Source organism: Clostridium sp. Marseille-Q7071 (assembly GCF_965112025.1).
Window position 1 is genome coordinate 4,230,497 of record NZ_CBCOPR010000001.1, and the last position, 22,670, is coordinate 4,253,166.

The following is a 22,670-nucleotide window of genomic DNA, read 5'->3' on the forward strand; positions in this document are numbered from 1 at the left end:
TTGTTTATTCAAAAACTAATTAAATTTTATTTCATATTGACATGAATAGAGTGCAATCCCTTGTTCAAGAAATGCACTCTATTCATGTTCTTCATATTCATTTATTCAACGGTATAAGGAATAATTTTTTTAACAGTGATAGATATCAGATAACCTTAGAAATCTACTTTATCCGGATGAAGCCCTGAGCTTCCACAATCGGTTAGTCTGTCAATCTTCTCAACATCTTGTGCACTGATTTCAAAGTCAAATACCTCAAGATTATTTTTAATTCTCTCCGGTGTAACAGACTTTGGCAATGGAACAATTCCCTTTTGAATAATCCAGCGCAGACTAAGCTGAGCTACAGATTTTTTGTATTGATCCGCAATTTCCTTTAATGCTGGATGCTTCAAAATCTGTCCGTTTGAAAATGGAGCCCATGCCTCCACCAAAATATTGCGTTGCTTACAAAATACTACAGTTTCCTCCTGCAACATGCCGGGATGGAATTCAATTTGATTCACCATCGGTTGAATCTTAGCGGTTGCCAGCAATGGTTCTAAATGGTGCGGAAGAAAATTACTAACTCCGATTGCTTTAATTTTACCCTGGTTATGAAGTTCCTCGAATGCTCTCCAGCTCTCGCTGTTTGCTTCCTGCCAGTTATTCTTGGATGCTTTTGCAATAGGCCAGTGGATAAGGTATAAATCAAGATAATCAAGCTGTAAATCCTCTAAGGTTTTATTAAAAGCAGCTAATGTCTTTTCATATCCTTTGTCATCATTCCACAGCTTACTTGTTACAAATAATTCTTCACGTGCCACACCGGATTTACGTATGGCTTCACCAACACTTTTTTCATTTCCATAAGCAGCAGCGCAGTCGATATGTCGATATCCTGCCTTGATTGCATTTAGTACAGACTGCTCTGTTTCCTCTCCACTAGGCGTGCGGAATGTACCGAATCCTATATTTGGAATCTTATAGTTGTTGCTTAATGTGTAAAAATTTTCTTTCATAATTATTTTCCTTTCTGATTTATTATCGTATAAAATTTGTTATAACATGGTCTTCATCTACAGGAACAGGTATTTTTTCTTTTTCAGCGTCAATTATCTTAAGGAGCCAGGCCATTGATCTGGCATTTTTACGAAGGGTCTGAATACCTTCTTCGTCCTGATGAACTTCTCCTCTTTCCAAACCATATGCTACTGTCCAGTATTGAGACGGCGGCATAACTGTCTGGGCTAAGTTAAGATAGTTATTTAGCTGGTGTACTACATCTACACCACCGGCACGTCTTACAACTGAAATGGAAGTTGCAACTTTATATTTGAAATAATCTGAACTCGTGTAGAATACTCTGTCCAGAAAAGCCTTCATTGTTCCTGCTACTCCTGCATAATAGGTAGGGGATGCAAGAATAAAGCCATCTGCTTCACGCATTTTTTTTGCAACCTCATTGACAATGTCATTCTTAAAAACACAGTGATTTTCCTCGGAAGTCCAACAGTATCCACAGCCAATGCACCCATGAATATTTAGCTGGCCAATTTGAATGATTTCAACTTCTATACCCTGCTGCTCCAGCTCATCTGCCATAACCTTAAGTGCCTGACTTGTATTACCGTTTTTACGGGGACTACCATTAATAACTATCACTTTCATAAATTCACACCCCTTTCTCTGCTATACGGCAAGTATAGACCCTACACCTAACTGTAAGTCAATAGTATATGTAAAAAAAATTTTTCATATTCATAAATTCATACTCCTTTCCCTACGATACAGCAAGTATAACCTTACACTTAACAATTTTCATAATCATCCTTGACTTAGAGTTAAGTGTAAGTTATATAATATATAAAAAACTATTTGAGGTGATAAACGTGAACTATACCATAGCACAAGCCGCTAAAAAAATGAATTTAACAACATATACATTAAGATACTATGACCGTGAGGGACTGCTCTCTAATGTTAAAAGGGATAAATCAGGCAATCGTATTTTTACAAGGGATGATATGGAAATGCTCTCACTTATATGCTGTCTTAAGAATACTGGAATGCCTATTAAGAAAATTAAGCAATTCACAGACTGGCAGAATGAAGGTAATCATACCCTTCATGTCCGTAACGATATTTTAATAAAACATAAAGAAGATATTTTAACGCAAATCGAAGATTTAAAAAAACATCTTCGTTTGATTGACCGAAAGCTCGATTATTACCATGATGCCTGCCAGGCCTATGATACAGACTCACCAATTCCAACCTGCTGTGCATATACAGACAATGAGTTGGATTTTTAGGTCTAATTTTAACAACTATTTTTATTTATATAATTTTGATATAAAATGTTTAATCCCAAAAGGACGCGGCAGGATAATCTAAATAAAATCCTTCCGCGTAGTTTTTAATATCAAATTTTTTAGATCCTAAATCAGTATTCTTATGGGATTTGAAATCACGTTGTTTCAAAATTTCCTTGTTATGATTAATCCAATGAGGATTCCGCTTCTACAGCCAAGCATTCTCGCTGTATCTCCTGCTTCAGTTCTTCATTAGCCTACAAATAACCTTAAGTTCATCTCGTATATTTTACAGGACTTTGTAAGATAATAAAATTGTGAGCATGCACACATGGTTATACTATAATGAAATATGGAGGCAAATATGGAAACAACTAATCAAAATTCAAACTGGTATCCGTCTGCCTATGGCGCGGACGACGAAATCGGTGCGGCCAACCTGCTAACTCAGGAGGTAGTACTACAAGCCATGCAACTAGTAAAACAAGGTAAAACACTGCCTTTGGCTGTTCCGGTCGACAAAAACTTTCCTGCATTCCGCCACCGTAGTTTTCGATTGTACAATATACAACCAGGGCAGCAAGACGGGAAGACTCTTGGTCCAAACAAGTTTACCTTTAACGATGAATTGGTGAACGCCTGGACCGGTGTGGGTACTCAGCTTAACGGTATCTTACCATATCGGTATTGACAACGTTTATTACAATGGCAACAAGGCTGCTGATTTCGTTACCATAGATGGAGTAGAAAAGCTTGGCATCGAAAAAGTGCCGCCAATTGTTACCCGTGGAGTAGTGCTAGATATGACTGCATATTATGGTCAGGACATTATTCCCGGTGGCACCGAGTTCACTGTTGCAGACATTCAGGTACCGTGTTGAAGAAACAAGGCATTGTCTTACGCAAGGGCGACGTAGTATTGTTTAACACCGGTTGGCTAGAACTCGTTGGCAAGGACAATAAGCAATTCCTAGAAATGGAACCCGGTATCGGTATGGCAGCAGCTCAGTGGCTAGCCGATCAGAACATCGTAGCTTTCGGCGGTGACACATGGGCTTCGGAAGTGTACCCTGATTCCAAAAACGGCGAACAATTTCCTGTTAACCAGTTCCTACTGACCAAACGGGGTATTTATAACCTAGAGCTGATTGATAGCCGCTCACTAGTACGTGATCAAATTTGGGAGTTCCTGTTTGTGCTAGGACACCCATTATACGTTGGTTCTACACAGGTTAATATCAATCCGGTGGCGATTTATTGATGCCATAGGATATTGTGGATTATAAATTCGTACATAGTGGTCATCCTATTCTGTTTCGTTTAAGTGGAAATTAAAAACGCCTTGATGCTTGCACTGAGCATCAAGGCAAAAATTTTATTCTGTGCTTATCTTTCTACAATTCATCTTTACGACGTTCATCTCTCTAAAATGAACAGGGAGTCCCATAACTCTCTTCCACCTCTTAAATCCACTATAGCCTATTATTCTTATGTAAGTATTGACTGTATCATTTACTATAAAATCGGTAAGTTTTATAGTACAAGTTAAAGCCTCAATAATAGGTTAAAACAACATATGCTACTAACCATCCCACGGTAAATTCACGAGCCCACTTCCTTCCAATATCCTTTTCATAGGATTTTTTAAAAATACCATTTCAGCATGTTATTGTCAATCACTTTTTCCAAAAAAAGGGACACAACTTCCCCACCTAAAAAATGTAAAAAAATATAGTTAACTATTTACAGTTATATGTTTCGTACTAAGTCCTTACATTACTTTTGAAATAGTGCGGAATCATACTCCTTGCTTGTTATAAGTCGCACAATACTCCACGTAATCTACTTAGTGCTTTTTCATTCATAGTATTCATAGATTTTATTACACCTTCTCTTTGCTTCATTCTATAGCTTTCACCTTTAATAGCAACAAAATGGGCATGATGGATGAATCTGTCCAATATAGCAGTTGCTAATACTGGATCATAAAATATTCTTCCCCATTCTTCAAATACTTTATTTGATGTGATTGTTACAGACCCCTTTTCATATCTTTTTGATATTATCTCATAGAAATCATCAACACTATTTTGATTGAATTTCTTTAATCCAAAGGAATATAATCTATATAATTGTCCGTGTCTAGTACCAAAAATGATAGCTATTTCTTATAGAGTCCTTTTTTTACCATATATACAAATAAAGAAGTTAAAATGAGCCCTTTTAATACAGCACTAATACTCATGCTCCACCATACCCCTGTCATTCCTAATGTCATGCTTGATAATATTAGAGCTCCAGGAATCCTTAGAAAATTTAAAACAATTCCCATTGCTGCCGGGATTTGAGTTCTGCCTATACCATTAAATGCTCCTGCTGATGCCATCTCAATAGCTATAAAAAATTGAGCTAGTCCCAAAATTCTTAAATATACTATTCCTTGAGTTATTGCAGTAGCATCCTCTGGTGTAAACATTTTAAATATGGGCCCCCCTGCAAATATAAGAATGAGGGTTGCAAATATTCCTATAGTGCCAACTATTTTAATTCCTTTATAATATCCTTTTTCTACCCTTTCATAATTTCTAGCACCATAATTTTGCCCTATAAATGCTTGTATTGCGGAGGAAAACCCTTCTGCCGTCCTCCATGATATGCCCTCTATTTGAGAGCCTATAGCTTGTACAGCTACTGGTGTTGGTCCCCATTTAGCTAATATTTTTACCAAAACTATAGATACAGATACAAGGGCTCCCGATTGTAAGAAAGCTGGAAATCCCAACTTGAATATCCTCTTAATGTAATCCTTCTTTGGTAATTTTAAAATATGTAAATTGGAAAATAAAACTTTGTTTTTTCTTGATGCTAATATAAATATTAAAGTAATCACAATCTGGGCAGCTACGGTAGCTAATGCCGCCCCTTTTATACCCATTTTAGGGAATGGTCCAATCCCAAAGATTAAAACAGGGTCTAAAACTACATTAGTTACTAATCCTATAGAATTTATTATAAAAGGCGTTAAACTATTTCCCGCTGCATTAAATATTGCTGAATAAATTGGACCGATAAAATGAAATACAAGTCCACAGGCTATAATTACATAATAATCTATTGCCATTTGAATGGTCTCAGAATCACCCAAATTAAAAAATCCTATTATCTTATATCTAAATACTAGTAAAATCAATGAGTAAATAAGCCCTATAAATATGTCTAATTTTATTGCATTGGAAATATACTTCCTGGCATCTTCCATATCATTTCCTCCATAAGCTTGAGACACACCCACACTTACCCCTATTGAAGAAATCAGAACTAATGCCGTGCCAAACCACATAAAATATCCTACAGTACCTGCTCCGGCTACGGCCTTGGTACTAAGTCTACCTAACCACATCATATCTGTTAAGTTATACATCATCTGTATAAAAGATGTACCCATAATAGGTAATGCTAATTTAATAAGCGTGCTGGAAATATTGCCCTCTTTTAAATTAATGTTTCCTTTCATATAATCCTCCTCTGTTTATCAACTGCAAGTAAAACTACAGCAAAACTTGCGGCAAATCCGATATATGTAGTTACAACATCACAGTGCACAAATTGCATAGTATCGTATATAACTTATCCTGTGGTAATCGAACCACTAGGGTTATTAATATAAAGCTGAATACCTTTATCAGAATTTTAATCGTCTAAAAACAAAAGTTGAGCAATAATGGAGCTGGCAAGTGTTCCGTTAATTTCTTCTCCTAATAAAGCTAACTTTGCACCTAAAAAAGTATGTTACTAAATATACATATTATTTTACAACATAAGTAATCTTGACCTACATTGTTTACGATGCCGATTTATGTTGAGCGAAAGACTATCTTTAAATGAATGTGAAAAAAATAAAAACCACAAGTATAAACCTGTGGTTAAAGTACGGCGTATTTAAATCATTTTACGAGTAAAACTTATTCAGCATTGCGCAGTAAGGAGGATTCCCTATATTTTAATGGAGTAATACCATATTGCTTTTTAAATGCTGCACAGAAATTGCTAGAGCTTGAATAGCCAATTTCATAGGCAATTTCATTAATTGATTTCTCTGTGTTCAACAGCATCGAAGAAGCCCGTTGTAAAGAAAATTTCCTGTGATAGCTAAAAATAGTATCTCCATAAATAAGCTTGAAACCTTTGGTCAGTTTTTTAGGATTAATGACCAACTTTTTAGATAGTGAAAGAATGCTTGGTAATTCAAATGGCTGTTCAAGCAGGATTTGAGGAATTTCCTTGATTTTTTGTAATTCATAAGGGGTGAGTGCTATCAACTCATATTTTTCATGCTTCATAATTTCGTCTGATACGATCATTGATAATGTCTCCATAACCTTACTTTCGTAAAATAAAGTGCGGGTTTTTTCAGGGAGGCGACAATTAAATATTTGCAGAAAAGTGGCAGCTATTTCAGGAGGAGTGTTCAAACCTAAATAATACTCCGAGCGATGCTGATCTTCCAGTTTTTCTATCGTATCATTCCATACTTCAATTCCAGCGCTGCCAAAATAAGAGGGAATTGCACTTCTACTGGATATAATAGATACCCCTTGATATTTTTGGTGGGCATATCGTTTCACAGTTCCACACATATCTTGTGACATAGATACAGATAAATTGTTTGGCCCAAAACATGTGTCTCCTGCTTTTCCTTCTTGGATATACATACACCCATCTATACAGTATTCGATTTCAAAATAACCCCCAGATAAATCAAACGCTGTTTCTATGTCCTTAGAAAAAACACAGTCATAAATAAACAACATAATATTGCCTAACAAGTTATAAATCTGTATAGTGCCTTCTCCGTATTCTGGCTTTATATCGTAAACAATGCCTTTACATTCATCATGGTTGGGCAAGAAACGAGCACATCCAATTTGTTCATGCATGGCCCTATACTGCTCAAGCATATTTGTGTATCCATTTCTTGAATTTATATAGAATTTATGCTCCATTTACAAGCTCCTTTCTTACCCTAATACTGCCAAAAAACTACCTTTAAGTAAACTCTTAAACAAATTAATTATACTATATTGTCCTATCTATTTCTATTCAATACTTTTAAATACATATGTTGTTTTATAGTTTCTTCTCTGTTATTAAATATTCTCCTAAAGTGGGTTATTCACTGCACTACAGCTATTTGTATGTTTGTAATCAATTTTTCTGAATCAATACTTTCCTTTAATATTCCATCATTTTAACCTTAACATCAATCCTTATGGCTTCAATGATTCTTGCCACTTAATTTACAAATATGTTATCGTAAAGGGTAATTCTATCAATAATAATCTTGGCACTACCATGCATAATAAAAAAGGCATTCCTAGGTAGAAATGCCTTTGCAAAAAATTCTATTTATCTTAGTTCCGTTGTTACCTCTGGGTATCTATCAATCCTATCATCAATTAAAGGCTCTTTTATCCCCTTAAGATATTTATTAAAAAATGACAGTATATAATCATTCATGATATTTTCTTGTTTATCACCATCGATTTTACCTAAAACATCAAATCCTATACTTTTTACCCCAGGAAGTAAAATTGTCATATCTGTGAAATCATTATGCTCAGCTTTATCCACTGCCACAATTAACATTTTCTGTTTTGGATGATACCCATCTATTATCGTTTCTTTACCTTCTGAACATGTCATAAGCATGAAAGGCTGTGAAAGATTATTATAGACAAGAAATGGTGAGCCATCCATATTTATTCCTGCCTTGAAACGCTTATCCACTGCACAAACTTGACCAGCTGTTGCTCCTCCAAAAGAATGTCCAAAAACGCCCATATTGTTTACATCCAATTTACCTTTAAACTGGCTCAAAATTTCCCCTTTATTAAGTTTCTCTATCTGGTTTGCAACAAAAATGGTGTCATCCTGCCAAACATTAAGACTTTCAAAAACTGTCCCCTTTTCGTCAAGTGTTTGTTTGTAATACTCATAGTTGGAAGCTTCTTGAAGATAAGAGTATTTATCCCAATCATCATCTAATTTATTGATTTGTTCTTCACTGAATGGAATGCTTACCCCATCAGGAAATCTACTCTCAGCTGCTTCATAGGTATGAGCAATACTGAAGACAATGTATCCATTGCTAGCTAATGTTTCCATTTGTGCAGTATTCTGCCCTATAAGCCCCGTATGCCCATGAGAAAAAACTATTACTGGATATTTGTGTTCCTGGTTAGAAATAGGAACCTCCTTATAGCTGTTAGTTTTGACTGATGTGAGGTGTCTAAGCAGATAAGGTATACCTAAAACTCTTTCAAAATTTTTACAACTCTCTTTCTCCATATAAAATTCTGGTTCTTTATCTGTACAAAACTTTGCCTCTGTAGGGTACCATACTTGAACAGGAAGCATTCTCTGCGTATTCGAGTTTGTATAAATTTCTTTGCGAGAATTATCAGTGAAGCTAAATAATTGAGTACCAACTTGATATTTTCCCTTTGGGCTAGGTAAATCTACTACAGGCAAAATTAAATGAATAGCGATTATTAACAGTAGTATGACCCCAAGTAAACTAATCATTACTCTTTTTGTTGTTTTAGACATAATAAATTTCATCTCCTCTCTTCTTTTGCAAGGGATAAGTCAAAATCGATATACTGCTGGTATATCCTTCTATGTACCAATCACATTATTGTTTTTAGGTTTATTGTGCCTTTCAGATCCTTCTCGATTTTATCTCTAAGTTTACTTATATAAACTATAATGATATTTCTCAAAGATACTTTGTTCCTCACACAGCCTTATAAGCTTCCTTCTGCCTTTCTAAACAGTTCTTTATCCATTCAATCCCTCCTTAATTCATTTTCAGCATAAAAAAAGCCGCATATTCACTTTTGAATAATACGGTATTTTACTATATTCTATGTCTATTAAACCAAGGAATAAAATAATCAATAAGCTTTAAAACTTGTTTCGATGTAACTTCTTCCTTCCCCTTAAGCATTAAATCTATATATTTAAAACTTGTTTCACCTGGAAAATAATAATTAAGTACAATAATTATATCCTCAATTTTTGTTATCCAACTTTTATCTATTACTGCAACAAGACAATATGCTCCACGAATAATTCTTTTTAAAGCTGAGATTAGCATATTACTATCTACTTCATTTTTAATTATATTATCTTTATAATTTATAAGAGAACTAATAATATCTTGATTTAACGATTGACATATGATTCTATTAGGTTTCATTTTAGGAAAATTAATAGATAAATCTTCCCCATATATGCAAGTACATATATGCTTAATCCAAAATCCCCAATAGTATAAATTTTCCTCTTTCAAAACATCATTTAGTGTTCCAATATCAAAATCTATTTTAGGAACCATTTTATTCTCTTCTAAAAACTCGTTCTTATGATTATTTAACTTTTCTAACTCTTCACGAGTGAGCTGTAAATTTAATACTATTGATAAATCAATATCTGATTTTCCCAAAATAGCTTCACCTCTGCCAACACTTCCATATACATATATGCTATGCAATTTATCATTCAAATCTTGCTTCAATAATTGTATTAGCTCTTCTAATATTAATAAATAGTTTAAACTTATATTATCTTTTGAAGCATAGTTTATTATATATCCTTCTCTATCTGTCCCTATCTGAGTTGGAAAATTCATATAATCACCTTCATTTCTTATTGATCTTTAGATTGTCTTATATAATTAATTTTTTTAATATTAAGTGTTTTATATAAACCATTATATATACAAATACCGCATTATTCAATTTTCAAAGAACATAGGTAAAGTCTCAAAATTTCGAGGATGATCGGCAACATAATTGAATACCGATCCGTCCGATATTCTAGAAACACTCCACCTCTGCATCAATTACCTTTGTATTTTAATGGGCAAAAAAGGTGTAGCAACATAAAGCCACTATACTTTTTTATCGTTCACTTAATTATTTGGCAACCTCACCCATAAGATTATGCTATATAGATACACTATCCATATGAACTCCTTCTTCAAAATTATCAAGTCCAGTTCAAAGCCTTCTTAAGCAGTATGCAATATTAGGCATATGAAAGAAAATAATAGTTCAAAGATGTTAGCATATGCTTCATATCAGACAAGACGTTAGGTTCTGCTCATAGTGGCGCTATAATCGGATTCTGACAACGCAGTATGATATTAAATAGGCTAACCATACTGATCTATTATTCTTTTGAAGATGCTTAAGTCTAAATAAATTGTAAACGCTACAAATCCTATAGATTCCAGTTGCCTTAAGTTAAAGTATATCCATGTCTTAAACTTCTTTATTTAAAACACTTGAATATAAACTTTTTGCATCAACCACAATTCTTTGATTCTCAAATGTAAAACTGTATCCTACGTCCGTAATAAAATATCCGTCTACTGTAGGTAGAAGTTCAACAGGTTGATCTAATCCTGGTAAATTAGCAAATAACTTATTCTCTTTCATAAATACTTCAACATTCTTTTCATACTTACCACAAAATGATGGGTATTGCGAAGTGTTTGGATTTTTATCTAATAATTCTTTAAAATCTCTTATTGGGCTTGGTTCTTCACCTCTAATGATGCTATTTAATCCATACATGAACGTTGCACTTCCCCATTTATTAGGTGTCTCAATATTAGATAAGAATATAAACGTTAAATCTTTATCTATATAGCGAACAAAGTCTGTTGAATAGCCTGGCCACCCTCCGGAATGTAGTATTATTCGTCCCATTTTCTCATCATTTCTAATTGACCATCCATAGCCATAATATTCTATTTTCCCATTATCATACGCTGTAGGTGTATACATTTCTTCTTGAGTTTCATGAGATAATATTTTACCTTCTTTTAAAGCTAAGCTCCATTTAAGCATATCATGTACTGTTGAATTAACTGCTCCATCTCCTTCTATACCGTCTAAAGGTATGACTTCACTGTATCCTTCAGAATCATCTGGCAAAATATACTTACCATTTTCATAGACATAGCCATACGCATAATTATCAATTTTTTCTCCATTCAGCCTTCTATGGTACACTTGAGAATCTTTCATCCCAGCTGGCTCAAAAATTTCTTTTTTAAGAAACTCTTCGTAAGATAAACCAGATGCCTTTTCAACAATAAGGGCAAGCAGTGAATATCCTGTATTAGAATAATCCCAACCTTCATTTGGTTCAAAGTGTACAGGAAGTTTTGATTCTGCAATAAACTTTTCCATGATTTCATTGTCAGGGATGGTATTATTTTTTCTACCATTTTGTTCAACCCAATCCATATAATCTGGAAGTCCACTTGTATGGTTTAAGAGATTTTTTACTGTTATCCCTTTATACGGTATTTCAGGAAAGTATTTTTCTAATTTATCAGATAGGGATAATTTCCCCTGATCACGTAAAATCATAATCGATGAAGCAGTAAATTGTTTGCTTACCGAAGCTAGTTCAAAAACAGTATCTATATTGAGATTTTTTTTATTTTTTTGATTTGCGAAGCCTATCGCATTTTCATATATAATTTGATCTCCTTTTGCTAAAAGTACGGTTCCATTAAATACTCCTCTCTTATACGCATCATTGATGTACTTATCCATTAAATCTTTGTTTATATTAATTTGATTTTCATTTTTCTCTTCAGCTTGATTAGCTTCTATATTTGAATTTCCACAAGCTGATAATGTAGCACCCATCAATGCTAATCCAATTACAATAATTAATACTTTAGAATATTTTTTCATTTTTACCTCCTTGTAAGATAAATAGTTTAAGGTGGCAGGAAGAAGACCTGCTGATGTTAACAATAAATTTCTTCTACTTTCATCTGCACTTTCCGTAATTTTGTTTTACCTTGAAGTAACATATTTCGTTGTAAAAAATGCTACAATAATGGAAACCGGTAGTACACTCAAGGCGATAACCACAGGAGTTATAGGCAACATAAATGCCACATATATCAACCAGCATACTGGTACATACAAAAGTAATATCCCAACACCAAGTACAGTTGTCGCTATCAATCTGCCTATATTATACTTCTCTAAAATTGCCACAAGCAGAAGTCCTAATGTTGATAATGTGAACAGATAACTAATCGAAATAAAGAAAACAGTGGTTCCGATGATCAGCAGCAGTAAAAGCGGTAGCAAACCTGCAAGAGCTTCGGTAAGTGATTGTTTTCTCATACGGAAGAAAAATATTGTCAGAGTGCCAACGGTAAGCACCATGGTTTGACAAAGGAAAAGCGTTTCAGTGTTGCTTGATTCGCTTAAATGCATTATCTGCGTTGTCAATGTTACAATACACCAACTCAGTAACGTCATAACGGCCATTGTTTCAATCAGCCGGCCCGCGCTAATGGCTATCCCGCTGATTCGGACCCTGCCATACCTGATCTGTAAAATAAGCCATAATAAAGCAGCCAAAACAACAAGTCCTGAAAGGATATATGCCACAGTATTGCTCATTAATACTAAACGGCCAGGAAAAAATGGAAAATAAACACCGTCTTGTTTTGAACTGTTGCCCTGAAATTGCTCTTTTGCACTATAATCAGCCATTTCCCTAACAGTTTTCAGATAATTATATGCTGTTCTAGGATTGAAGTTCTCATAATTGTCTGACATTGCGCCATAACTCTCAACGCCTTCTGCCACTGTAAAATTAAGTCCAGAATACCCTGCATCTAAAAAACTAGTCATATCAGTAGTATTTGGCATTTTACGATACAAAGAAGATGTAAACGAAAAAGCCAAAGGACGGGAATTTGCCGATTTAAAATAACGCATGAGATCATAATTATAAGCAGAAGATTCAAACATAAGCACTCCTCCACGATTACCGCGACCATCTACGTTAATTACAAGATTAATAGACTCTTTTAATTCTGGATGAGATTTAACAAAGGCTTTTGAACCAAATGCCCCTAACTCTTCGCCATCACAAAATAAAAAATAGATATCATTTTTCAAGTTAGTATTTTTTGATTGTTCACGCATAGCTTCAAGCAAGGCGCATACAGAAATCATATCATCACCTGCGCCAGGAGTACCCTTTTCAGTATCGTAGTGAGCCATCATCAATACACCACGGTCAGTATTTGGCGCATCCAATTTAACTAAAATATTTTTTAATATTAATTCATCATTTTTATTAAAATGGGCTTCATTCCGAATATGGTCTTCTATTTCATTTTCTTCGCCCGGCTCAGCGCCCAGCCCAGATTTAATATCCTCAATTGTGTAAACCTCAGTTTCAACAATAGGTTCCAATCTCATTTCACGGATTTGTGCCAAAATATGTGTGCGTACTGATTCAAGCTCTTTTGAACCGGCTGGGTGCGGCACTACTGTCATGTCTTTCAGATTGTCAAGCATCCGTTTATAAGCTGGATAATCCGTATCCGATTCCGATGGTACTGCTGGTGGCTTCATTTGTAGAAGACCTACCGAAGTACCAACCACAAAAACTATAATCATCAAAAAAATTGGTATTTTTTTAGATAAATTTTGCTCTTTGCCTTTAAATAAATTTTTTAATGAATTCCAAATTGTGTCCATTTTATACCTCCACGAAAATTAGTATATACTCAGCATAATTCAAGGAAAATTAAATAATGGTAAATAAACAGCTTACTGGTAACATTGGCAAACCTTTTCTTCTTCTCCTGTTATATTTTATTGCATTATAAATTCCCTCAATACTCCGGAAACTTTGTTTCTGACACTAATATTCTTATTTAAAATATCAGTTGAAAGCTCATGTATTACTTTTATAAATTCAACAGTAAAAATAACTTAATAATTTTTTAAAGACGACAAATTTCAAGCTATACTTTATTTATTTTTACCTAAAGGCTGTTGCTGAGTAACACAGTACAGCATTCCCCCATGCTGATACAAGTTAATAACATCAATAGGTATAATTTCTCTGTCCTCATACAATTCGGATAAGACTCCGATTGCTAACTCATCCTTGACATCATTGTAAACAGGTAATAAAACTACTTCACTCCCAATATAATAATTAAGATAGGATCCTTTGCATTTAAGTCCCTCCACGTTTTTTGAGGTCAGAGGCAGCTCAATAATTTTATATGGTTCTCCTTTAGCATAAAGAAAACAATGGCATCTATAATAACAGGCTTTAAATTTATTTTTTCTTTCTTTTTAAAGTATATTAGTACAATTATCGGAAATAAAACTCACATAGCTCAAGATATTCCCGCAGAAATTATTGATGCTGAGTTTACCAAAAAATCCCCTCTCTTTTCTATATTTATATTTGTTATATATATAATATAACAGATATAATTAGAAATCAATATTTATGGCAAATAGCTAAAAAAAACAATTTCAATAAAAAAGACTCTATTGAAATTTCTTTCAGTAGAATCTTTTTTATACACCTACTTATCTTTTAAGTTCTTTAACTCATTGAATCTGCTAAAACATTTTGTTTGCCTTTACATAAAAATCTTCAAAATTCCATATCTTGTTTTATCTCTCCAAAAGTACCTTCAACTTGTGTACTTCGATTCATTCTAAGCTTGCAACCTTCTTGACTTGCAATTCTTTCAAAGTCTTCTTTGAGAAGTTCGTTAAACAACTTTGAAGTTTCAAGGCTTTTCACTCTTTCTTCTAATGGCGTTTTGCAGTTGTTTTCTTTTATGAATTTGCTTTTGTGTGAACAGTTACCACATTCCTTAAATGAAATTAAAATTTAATGATGTATCCTGTTTGCTAAAAAGTAAGTGTCAAAGGCACTACATTTTGATGATGGGTTTTAGCTATACTATTTTACACAAAAGTATGGCATCAAACGAATTAATAGCTCATGTAATAAATTTAAAATACCAATACGCAATGTCTTTATATTCCCTAGATTAAAAAAACAAATCAATAATTGACCTTATAAATCATAAATAACTCTGTCGCCTATTCTTATAGATGAAAATAGAGATGCTTTTATATTTTTGATTTCATCATAAATTTCTTTAATGCTATGCTATAATTGCTATACAATCGAACTGTACTTTTTTAGTGTCTGGATATAATACGATAAATGAAGAAGAAAAAGAACTATATGATGTAATTATTATTTGTGCTTTAGGATGCGTCCGTGGATTTAAGCATTGTAAAAAATAATAAATGGTTGAGGTAATAAAATGAATGTAAATGAAATTCGACCTTATAAAAAAAATAGCTTAAGCAAAAAACAGGTGGGTATGAATGTTATTTTATTTTTTGTTATTGGTATAGTTTTAGGAATTGCATCAAAATATATGGATACTGTACCATCAAACGGTGTCATTGGAAGTATTATAAATGTTATTGGAAATATTTTCTCACAAATTGAAGTATGGGTTCTTATTGCTACAATAATTTCTTCTTGGAGTAAAACCCCCATATCAGCAGCATTAAATGTTTTTATGTTCTTCTTTGGAATGATATTAAGTTATTATATTTATTCAATGAAATTATTTGGATTTTTTCCAAGCTACTATTTTATTCGCTGGGGACTAATAGCCTTATTATCACCTTTTGGAGCATATGTAACATGGTATGGCCGCGGGCAGGGCTGGATAGCTGCATTATGTGCTGCTCTTCCTATTGGGTTGCTTATGTCTAAAGGATATAGCTTTTTTTACTTATTTGATATCTCATCTGGTTTTGATCTTATTGCAGCAATTTTACTATACTTCATTTTACCCATTAACAAAAAACAGTGTTTTAAGATTTTACCCTTGGCCATTGTAATTGCTTTTATTTTTAGACGCTCTAGTATTTTAAGCCATATTTTTGGCGGCTTATAAATATAGTGATGAAAATATAAGGATATTTATATATTACAAAAATAATATCCATAGTGATCCTTCTAATCAATATCTTAAGTTATAAAGTAAAATAGATAATCCATATAATATATAAATATGAGCTGGATAAAATATATAAAATAGCTTCTTCATAGGTTTACCCTTTTCTCCATTATATAAAAACATAAAAATTACAGCAAAAACACCCATCCATTCGTAGTAGTTTGTAAACATAAGTTTTAAACTAATAGGTCTTATAAGTAAGATTGGTAATATAATCATCCATAAAAACTGGAACAGTCCAAAAGCTGTTATCTGTACTTTTCTGTTTTTGTAAAAAATATATAGTATAAGTCCAGATATAATAATATAAATACCTCCTTCAACTATAGAAGGCGCTGGTAAAACTGTATAAAATAAAATATTTGCATAAATTCTTAGAGAATCTGTTAAAAAAGGAGATAAAAATGATCCAATAATATATGGTGCAATAAAAGGCCCTATTAAAAATAGTACTCCTTTAAATATTTTCTTTTCCCTGAGATAGTCAATTCCCCTAAACATAACCATAAGTATAACAAAGGTAGATAGTATTCCATTCATAGCATAAAAGCCATCTCCTCTTCGAAGTTGTGGAATAGTTTCCAATAAGAATCTTACAACTCCCATTGCAATTGATATTAAATAAATCCTTAAAAAATATTTTTTCTTATTAGAAGTATATGTATATCCTTCTATCATCATAAATAAAAATAATCCACCAGCTAATCTCCCAATCCAAGAAAACACAACAGGCACCTTACCTGTAAATTCAAAAAAATAATGGATATGATCAAATAACATAAATATAAGAGCTAATAATTTAATTTGAAATCCTGTAAATCCTTTTTTACTTGTTTGTAATGTCATTTTAATTTCTCCTTATCAAGTAATTATTAGTAGCTACTAGATATAATCTAACATCTAATTATAAAGAATTTATAAAGTTTATCTAAAAAAATAGGGGGTAGTGCTAAAAGAGCCCCTTCTATTATTTAAAATCATTAGCTAAAAAATCAAATAAATGATTTTGACTAGTTGAAGGATAAATGGCCCATACTGTGAACTACTACCACTTACTTCGTTGAAGTAGTAGCTTCATGGTCAATACTCCCAACGGAGCAGGCGCCGAAAAAGCCTTGTATTATAAGGCTTTCCAGGCGAAAAACCAAGCAACAAGGGATTTATAAAACCGCATTCTATGGCGTGACAAGACGCATATAGCAGCACCCACAGAAAAACGGGGTGCAGTGGCCACTAATCGGCTACCGCGCCCCGTTATTTTTTATTCATCAAACTAAATTTTGGATTTTACTGTTTGTATTTTCCCCATTTTATATACGCAGCTGTAGTCACAATGTTTTTCTTCTATTACTTGAAATTTATGTGTATGAAAATAATCTTTTTTATTACATGAAAAAAAGGTTTTGAAAGATTTGGGTTCAAGCAGCTTCATTGGAGAAAACTTTATTTTTTTCATAACTTCTTTGGGCTGTTCCCATTCCAAAACCAATAAATATCCTGTGGTTTTTAATACACGATATGCTTCTTGCAGGACTTTTCCTGCAAGATTACTGTCTATTTCATGTAGTACTAATGCAATCAGAACTATGTCAAATGAATTATCTTCAAAAGGTATTGAACTTGCATCAGCCTTATAAACTTCAATATTGTTAAATTTTCCTTTTTGAATTTTATCCTTTGCAATTTTCAGCATATCTGAAGAAATATCTATTCCAACTATTTTTGCGTTTCTTCAATTTTCAGCAATGAGCAAACTATTTGATGCAGTTCCAGTACACATATCCAAAATATCAATAGGCAAATCTGGAATTGCTTCAATAATAGCTTTTCTTGGATTTATCCCTTTTTCCTTAAAATAGAATACATCAATTAAGTCATAAAAACTAGATAATAACTTATATGTCAAGCTCATAAGCTTGCTCCTTTCTGTAATAAATTAATTATATCACTTGATGATAGAAAAAATTTAAATTACAAATTTGGCATCAGAACTGGCGTGCAATATTTTTCCAGTGTTAATGCAGCTTCAAAAAGACGTATCTCATCTGCACCATAAAGTATCATGCCACGAGGCATACCATCATCGCCCATACCGAGGCGTATTGCTAACGATGGCAGACCACAGAAATGCATAATGTTTGTTGGTCCAGTCATCACACAAGCATCAAATCCACGTAAGCTTTCAAGTATTTGAGTACGAAGCCTTACACGTTCACTTAGCGCAGCTAAATACGTCATATTGTCAACTTTTCCAGAGATATCATCCAAAGCACTGCGTAGGAACGAGTTACCATATTTCATCATATCCTCAGGATTATTTTCATAAGCGCAGACAATTTCTTTAAGTGTACGATGTTTTGCATTTGAATTAGCGAGATAATCTTCCAAGTCATGTTGAAATTCAAAATGCATCACATCTCTCTGGCATGGTACATGCGCATGGGTGACTTCATCTATGTGAACGCCATCCTGCCGCAACCCATCAAACACACATTCATACCTTGCAAGTTGTGCTTGAGAAACTTGTTCCTTATCAAAGTTATTTACAGCTATACGCATACTTTTAGGTTCCTTTGGATTTATTGATGTAAGTGGCTTTTCACGCATACATGAATAAATCAGTAGTGCATCTGCCATATCTCGAGTTATTGGTCCCGCACTATCAAGTGTTCTAGCAATAGGAATAATACCTTGAAAGGATAAGGATTCGTGAGCTGGTTTCAATCCTGTCACTCCATTTTCCGTAGCACAACCTATAATAGAAAAAGAAGTGTCAGTGCCAACAGCGGCACTACAAAAGCCAGCTGACATTGCGACAGCCGAACCAGAACTTGACCCACCAGGGCTTTTCTCACGATTATAAGCATTTTTCACCTGACCACCACGTGAGCTATAGCCACTAGGCATGTTGGCACTAGTATAGTTTGCAAATTCCGTCATATTGGTTTTACCGAGTATAATCGCACCATTTCGCCGTAAGTTTGATATAATTTGTGCGTCACATTTGGCTAAATTATCAGCAAGTGCAAGACTTCCTGCTGTAGTATGGAGACCTGCTACATCTATGTTGTCCTTCACAAGTATGGGAAGTCCGTGTATTGGTCTGTTAAATGCTGATTTTTGATTATCCATCTGCCTTGCTATATTTAAGGCATTTTCATTGATCTCAGCTACTGCATTCAACCCATCTATCCCATCATATTTTTCAATACGCTTAAGATATGCCCGTGTAACCTCCTCTATCCCTAAACGCTTTTTCTGTATCTCTCGGATAAGCTGGATGGAGGTCATAGCAAATACTTCATTCATAAAGTTTCATCTCCTCACATATCATCATTTTGATATACAGCTGAACTTCTATAGTGTTTTATTAATACTTATACTTCTTGTCATCCTAGTAATTTTCCTTGTAGATAAGCCTTTATTTTTAATATTACTAAATACTCATTTACTGAATCTATCAAAATATTTTATTAAATTATAATAGAATTTATAATTTCGCTAAGAAAATCTGATGTATCTTTAATTAAATTGAAATCTATTTGGTCAATAGTATCCATTTCAGTATGTGTTATATCTAAGGCAGATTCAAACAAATCACTTGAAGTAACTGCAATACAGGGTATTTTCTTAAATGCAAACATTGTATGGTCTCCTGAATACCATTCTTTATCTATTACAACATTTTTACTTTTTTCAATCCCATTGCTTAATTTCCCACTTAATTCATTTGTAAAATTATAAGTTAAAATTGCTGTTTGCGAGTTTCTACGACATGGTGAATCAATATTAATAATAAGTTTAAAAATACGCAAAAACAAAACCTTAACGCAGACATCCTCAGTTCTGCGTAAAAGTACGCCCTAGGCCAAAAATTCCCCCAAACCTTAGTTTGAGGGAACATAAAACACACTTCAATATTTACATGATATTGACAGAACAAGATAAAGCCTTGTAGACATAGGTCTCTTTTTGTTAAATCAATACTTATACAATAATTCAAAGTAAATATATTATGATTTTCCACTTTTCAATTTTATCTCAATAATTTCAATTCTATCAGCAGGATTAGAAATTTCTATCTTAGAATTTATTTTTGAGAATCAAGAATAAACATAGATGCATCATGACCCATAAATATTTTATTTCCAGTATAAAAAGTTTTGGATTTAATATCCCTGTACCCAATTTTAGTCATAATATCAGTTAGCTTTACTTGATCAAATCCGTTATGAACCATATCTGAAACTATTTCTTCATTTTTATTAAAATCTACGATTAGTAAATGTCCTCCTGGATTTAGAACATCATATAATCTTGATAGAACTAATTCAACATCATTAATATGGAGTAGAACCTGAGCCATAAAAATATAGTCAGTATGTAAATCCCATTGACCTTCCTTTTCAAAATCAAAGCATAAGGTCTCTACATTCTTAATATTGAACTGAGAAATCTTTTGATTTACTTGATTAATCATGTTTTGTGATGTATCCAGAAAAAGCATAGAATTAAAATCATTTAACAAGTTCATTCCTACAAGCCCAGTTCCACACCCAAAATCAATAGCCTTCTTACTTTTGGTGTCAACTAAATATTCGCCAATGGCATCTGATGATACCTTAGCAATTTGGATTCTTTCAGAAGTGTCATATCTATTAGCTATCATTTCAAACTTATCAGTATTTCCCATAATTACCTCTCCAATCTGCTTTAATAAAAGCTAATCCCATTTTTATTATCTATTCAAGGACTTTAGCATATACACCCAAGCAGCAATGCAGCATTCATAATTGATAAGACACTCTAATAATCTATTAATACTGGTTTATAGTCGTCAGGCAATTCTTCTTCACTTAAGAATTGAAAATTATCATCATTTAGTATTGGAAAGAATGCTTCATATGGAATCCTAGAAAACTCACATGCATAATCATTAGCTCCGAACCATCTACCCTCTTTGCTGCTTAAATTTAAACCTCTAGCAAATTTTGTATAGTTTGAGCAATCATGAACTGCTAAATTCCAGTTTTCTTCATCAGCTATTTTCATGAATTTAAAAGTTAATTCCCTACTCCAAATTGGAGATATGTAGCCCTGTCTTGAAATATACATGTTATCCTCAGAATAGTTGTCTATGTTGTTCTCATTTAAATGTAATTCTGCACAATTGATAAAATCCAGTTTTGTATCTAAAATAGCTTGCTTTTTCTTAAAGAATGTTTCGAAAAACTCAGGAGTCATTGGAGTTTCAACACCCACATTTTTAATATATTTTTTCGCAATTCCAATATTCTCAATAACTTTATCTGAACAATTAGAAGCACCAAGGTTAAAACGTATCTCATCAAGACCAGCTTCACCCAATGCTTTCAATGTCTCTTCTGTAGCTAAAGTTCCGTTGGTGTATAGATGTTGATGAATTCCTGCATCACTAAATTTCTTTATAACCGAATAGTATTTTTCAATTTCCATGAATGGCTCTAAATAAACGTAGGAAATACCTGTAGGTTTCTGGTGAATGGAAAGAAGCAAATCAATATCCTTCTCATAAAATTTACTTCCCCCAATTTCCCACATACCTTCTCCAATAGGAGGAATATCTTCTAGTTGTCCATAATTATAACAGAACTTACACTCTAAGTTACATTTGTTTGTTTTTCTAATTGCACTTAATCCAGTCCCTAAAAGGCAAGAACGACATCCCTTTGAGAATTTATTTTCATTTCCGACAAAAAAAGTTCTATTTTCTAAAGTCTTTAAACCTTTAATTTCTGACATTAATTTATCATTTCTATGATCGATGACTGCCTCAATTTGTGCTAAGGTAGCATAAATGATTTCCTCATGTTTTACACTAAGCCCTTCATCCTCAGGCAATTGGGCAAAAAAATCAAACCATATCAACGCATCACTCTTTGAAATTTTCATAATGTATCCTCCTCTAATTAATCCGTTAGTGTAAAATTTTTTACACTATTTTTTAGATTTTCTCTTTATATCTCAAGGGTTGCAGAGTTTTTTACACAAAAAAATAATGCCTCCCTTTTTTGGTATAATTGAGTTCACTTACAACGTAAGACTATCCAAAAGGAGAGTGTCATTGTTGAACCCAATTATATCATTTTTATTCCTATATAATCAATATTTATTAAAACAGATGGATCAGTTACTTTTATAGGGATACAAGCTCGAATTTTAACTTATTCGCGAACCTTAAAAATATTTCCATGCAAAATAAAGCATTGATTTTTAAGTGCTCACGAGCATGCATCACTATTTTAGGTTCCAAAATTTTAAATGTATAAGTTAAACTGTGGATTTTGGAATCCTATATCCATCTCTCACTTTAGAAGATGGGAGAATTTCGCACAGGAGGGTTGAAATAAAAGTAAATATCTTATAACAAAAGCACCAAGATTTTTATATCTCAGTGCCTTTATTTTCTATGTTAATAATAA

The 22,670-nt window shown here is 33.2% G+C and carries 21 protein-coding genes and 2 pseudogenes; 4 read left to right on the forward strand and 19 right to left on the reverse strand.

What is annotated here, in order from left to right:
• Positions 1 to 155: 155 nt before the first annotated feature.
• Positions 156 to 1,001, reverse strand: a complete 846-nt coding sequence (locus tag ACWPW7_RS20115) for an aldo/keto reductase (RefSeq protein WP_454054977.1) — start codon at positions 999 to 1,001, stop codon at positions 156 to 158.
• A gap of 22 nt (positions 1,002 to 1,023) precedes the next feature.
• A complete protein-coding gene (locus tag ACWPW7_RS20120) occupies positions 1,024 to 1,650 on the reverse strand; it encodes a flavodoxin family protein (RefSeq protein ID WP_454054978.1) in 627 nt (208 codons plus the stop codon).
• 221 nt (positions 1,651 to 1,871) lie between these two features.
• Between ACWPW7_RS20120 and ACWPW7_RS20125 the strand changes: the two genes are divergently transcribed.
• The 3 genes from ACWPW7_RS20125 to ACWPW7_RS20135 all read left to right on the forward strand — a co-directional run bounded on the left by ACWPW7_RS20125 (position 1,872) and on the right by ACWPW7_RS20135 (position 3,555).
• Positions 1,872 to 2,294, forward strand: a complete 423-nt coding sequence (locus ACWPW7_RS20125; RefSeq protein ID WP_454054979.1) for a MerR family transcriptional regulator — start codon at positions 1,872 to 1,874, stop codon at positions 2,292 to 2,294.
• A 364-nt stretch (positions 2,295 to 2,658) separates the two neighbouring features.
• Positions 2,659 to 2,985: a hypothetical protein gene (locus ACWPW7_RS20130; RefSeq protein WP_454054980.1), complete on the forward strand. Its 327-nt coding sequence runs from the start codon at positions 2,659 to 2,661 to the stop codon at positions 2,983 to 2,985.
• 186 nt (positions 2,986 to 3,171) lie between these two features.
• Positions 3,172 to 3,555, forward strand: coding sequence for a cyclase family protein (locus ACWPW7_RS20135; protein WP_454054981.1), 384 nt, complete (start codon positions 3,172 to 3,174; stop codon positions 3,553 to 3,555).
• Positions 3,556 to 4,108: 553 nt separating this feature from the next.
• On the opposite strand, the gene ACWPW7_RS20140 is transcribed toward ACWPW7_RS20135, so the two are convergent.
• The 10 genes and pseudogenes from ACWPW7_RS20140 to ACWPW7_RS20185 form a co-directional block, all read right to left on the reverse strand.
• The gene (locus ACWPW7_RS20140) at positions 4,109 to 4,459 is read right to left on the reverse strand and encodes an ATP-binding protein (RefSeq protein WP_454055551.1); all 351 of its coding nucleotides are present in this window, start codon (positions 4,457 to 4,459) and stop codon (positions 4,109 to 4,111) included.
• Positions 4,456 to 5,808, reverse strand: coding sequence for an MATE family efflux transporter (locus ACWPW7_RS20145; RefSeq protein WP_454054982.1), 1,353 nt, complete (start codon positions 5,806 to 5,808; stop codon positions 4,456 to 4,458). The genes ACWPW7_RS20140 and ACWPW7_RS20145 overlap by 4 nt, the downstream gene beginning before the upstream one ends.
• Positions 5,805 to 5,906, reverse strand: coding sequence for an ATP-dependent Clp protease proteolytic subunit (locus ACWPW7_RS20150; RefSeq protein ID WP_454054983.1), 102 nt, complete (start codon positions 5,904 to 5,906; stop codon positions 5,805 to 5,807). The genes ACWPW7_RS20145 and ACWPW7_RS20150 overlap by 4 nt, the downstream gene beginning before the upstream one ends.
• 350 nt (positions 5,907 to 6,256) lie before the next feature.
• Positions 6,257 to 7,297 (reverse strand): helix-turn-helix domain-containing protein, encoded by a 1,041-nt coding sequence (locus ACWPW7_RS20155; RefSeq protein WP_454054984.1) that lies wholly within the window; start codon positions 7,295 to 7,297, stop codon positions 6,257 to 6,259.
• Positions 7,298 to 7,700: 403 nt separating this feature from the next.
• Positions 7,701 to 8,903 (reverse strand): alpha/beta hydrolase family protein, encoded by a 1,203-nt coding sequence (locus ACWPW7_RS20160; RefSeq protein ID WP_454054985.1) that lies wholly within the window; start codon positions 8,901 to 8,903, stop codon positions 7,701 to 7,703.
• 310 nt (positions 8,904 to 9,213) lie between these two features.
• On the reverse strand, positions 9,214 to 9,987 hold the full coding sequence (locus ACWPW7_RS20165) for a nucleotidyltransferase domain-containing protein (RefSeq protein ID WP_454054986.1): 774 nt from the start codon (positions 9,985 to 9,987) through the stop codon (positions 9,214 to 9,216).
• A 634-nt stretch (positions 9,988 to 10,621) separates the two neighbouring features.
• A complete protein-coding gene (locus tag ACWPW7_RS20170) occupies positions 10,622 to 12,073 on the reverse strand; it encodes a serine hydrolase domain-containing protein (RefSeq protein ID WP_454054987.1) in 1,452 nt (483 codons plus the stop codon).
• 105 nt (positions 12,074 to 12,178) lie between these two features.
• On the reverse strand, positions 12,179 to 13,891 hold the full coding sequence (locus ACWPW7_RS20175) for a M28 family peptidase (protein WP_454054988.1): 1,713 nt from the start codon (positions 13,889 to 13,891) through the stop codon (positions 12,179 to 12,181).
• A 276-nt stretch (positions 13,892 to 14,167) separates the two neighbouring features.
• A pseudogene (locus tag ACWPW7_RS20180) lies at positions 14,168 to 14,476 on the reverse strand (agmatine deiminase family protein); the annotation flags it as partial.
• 337 nt (positions 14,477 to 14,813) lie between these two features.
• A pseudogene (locus ACWPW7_RS20185) lies at positions 14,814 to 15,035 on the reverse strand (transposase); the annotation flags it as partial.
• 463 nt (positions 15,036 to 15,498) lie between these two features.
• Between ACWPW7_RS20185 and ACWPW7_RS20190 the strand changes: the two are divergent.
• On the forward strand, positions 15,499 to 16,146 hold the full coding sequence (locus tag ACWPW7_RS20190) for a DUF6518 family protein (protein WP_454054989.1): 648 nt from the start codon (positions 15,499 to 15,501) through the stop codon (positions 16,144 to 16,146).
• 66 nt (positions 16,147 to 16,212) lie between these two features.
• On the opposite strand, the gene ACWPW7_RS20195 is transcribed toward ACWPW7_RS20190, so the two are convergent.
• The 7 genes from ACWPW7_RS20195 to ACWPW7_RS20225 form a co-directional block, all read right to left on the reverse strand.
• Positions 16,213 to 17,055: a TraX family protein gene (locus ACWPW7_RS20195; RefSeq protein WP_454054990.1), complete on the reverse strand. Its 843-nt coding sequence runs from the start codon at positions 17,053 to 17,055 to the stop codon at positions 16,213 to 16,215.
• A 427-nt stretch (positions 17,056 to 17,482) separates the two neighbouring features.
• Positions 17,483 to 17,929, reverse strand: coding sequence for a methyltransferase domain-containing protein (locus ACWPW7_RS20200; RefSeq protein WP_454055552.1), 447 nt, complete (start codon positions 17,927 to 17,929; stop codon positions 17,483 to 17,485).
• A 12-nt stretch (positions 17,930 to 17,941) separates the two neighbouring features.
• Positions 17,942 to 18,121: a hypothetical protein gene (locus ACWPW7_RS20205; protein ID WP_454054991.1), complete on the reverse strand. Its 180-nt coding sequence runs from the start codon at positions 18,119 to 18,121 to the stop codon at positions 17,942 to 17,944.
• A 59-nt stretch (positions 18,122 to 18,180) separates the two neighbouring features.
• The gene (locus ACWPW7_RS20210) at positions 18,181 to 19,518 is read right to left on the reverse strand and encodes an amidase family protein (protein ID WP_454054992.1); all 1,338 of its coding nucleotides are present in this window, start codon (positions 19,516 to 19,518) and stop codon (positions 18,181 to 18,183) included.
• 164 nt (positions 19,519 to 19,682) lie between these two features.
• Positions 19,683 to 20,024, reverse strand: coding sequence for a hypothetical protein (locus tag ACWPW7_RS20215; protein WP_454054993.1), 342 nt, complete (start codon positions 20,022 to 20,024; stop codon positions 19,683 to 19,685).
• Positions 20,025 to 20,299: 275 nt separating this feature from the next.
• The gene (locus ACWPW7_RS20220; RefSeq protein WP_454054994.1) at positions 20,300 to 20,902 is read right to left on the reverse strand and encodes a class I SAM-dependent methyltransferase; all 603 of its coding nucleotides are present in this window, start codon (positions 20,900 to 20,902) and stop codon (positions 20,300 to 20,302) included.
• A 113-nt stretch (positions 20,903 to 21,015) separates the two neighbouring features.
• A complete protein-coding gene (locus tag ACWPW7_RS20225; RefSeq protein WP_454054995.1) occupies positions 21,016 to 22,140 on the reverse strand; it encodes a radical SAM protein in 1,125 nt (374 codons plus the stop codon).
• Positions 22,141 to 22,670 lie beyond the last annotated feature (530 nt).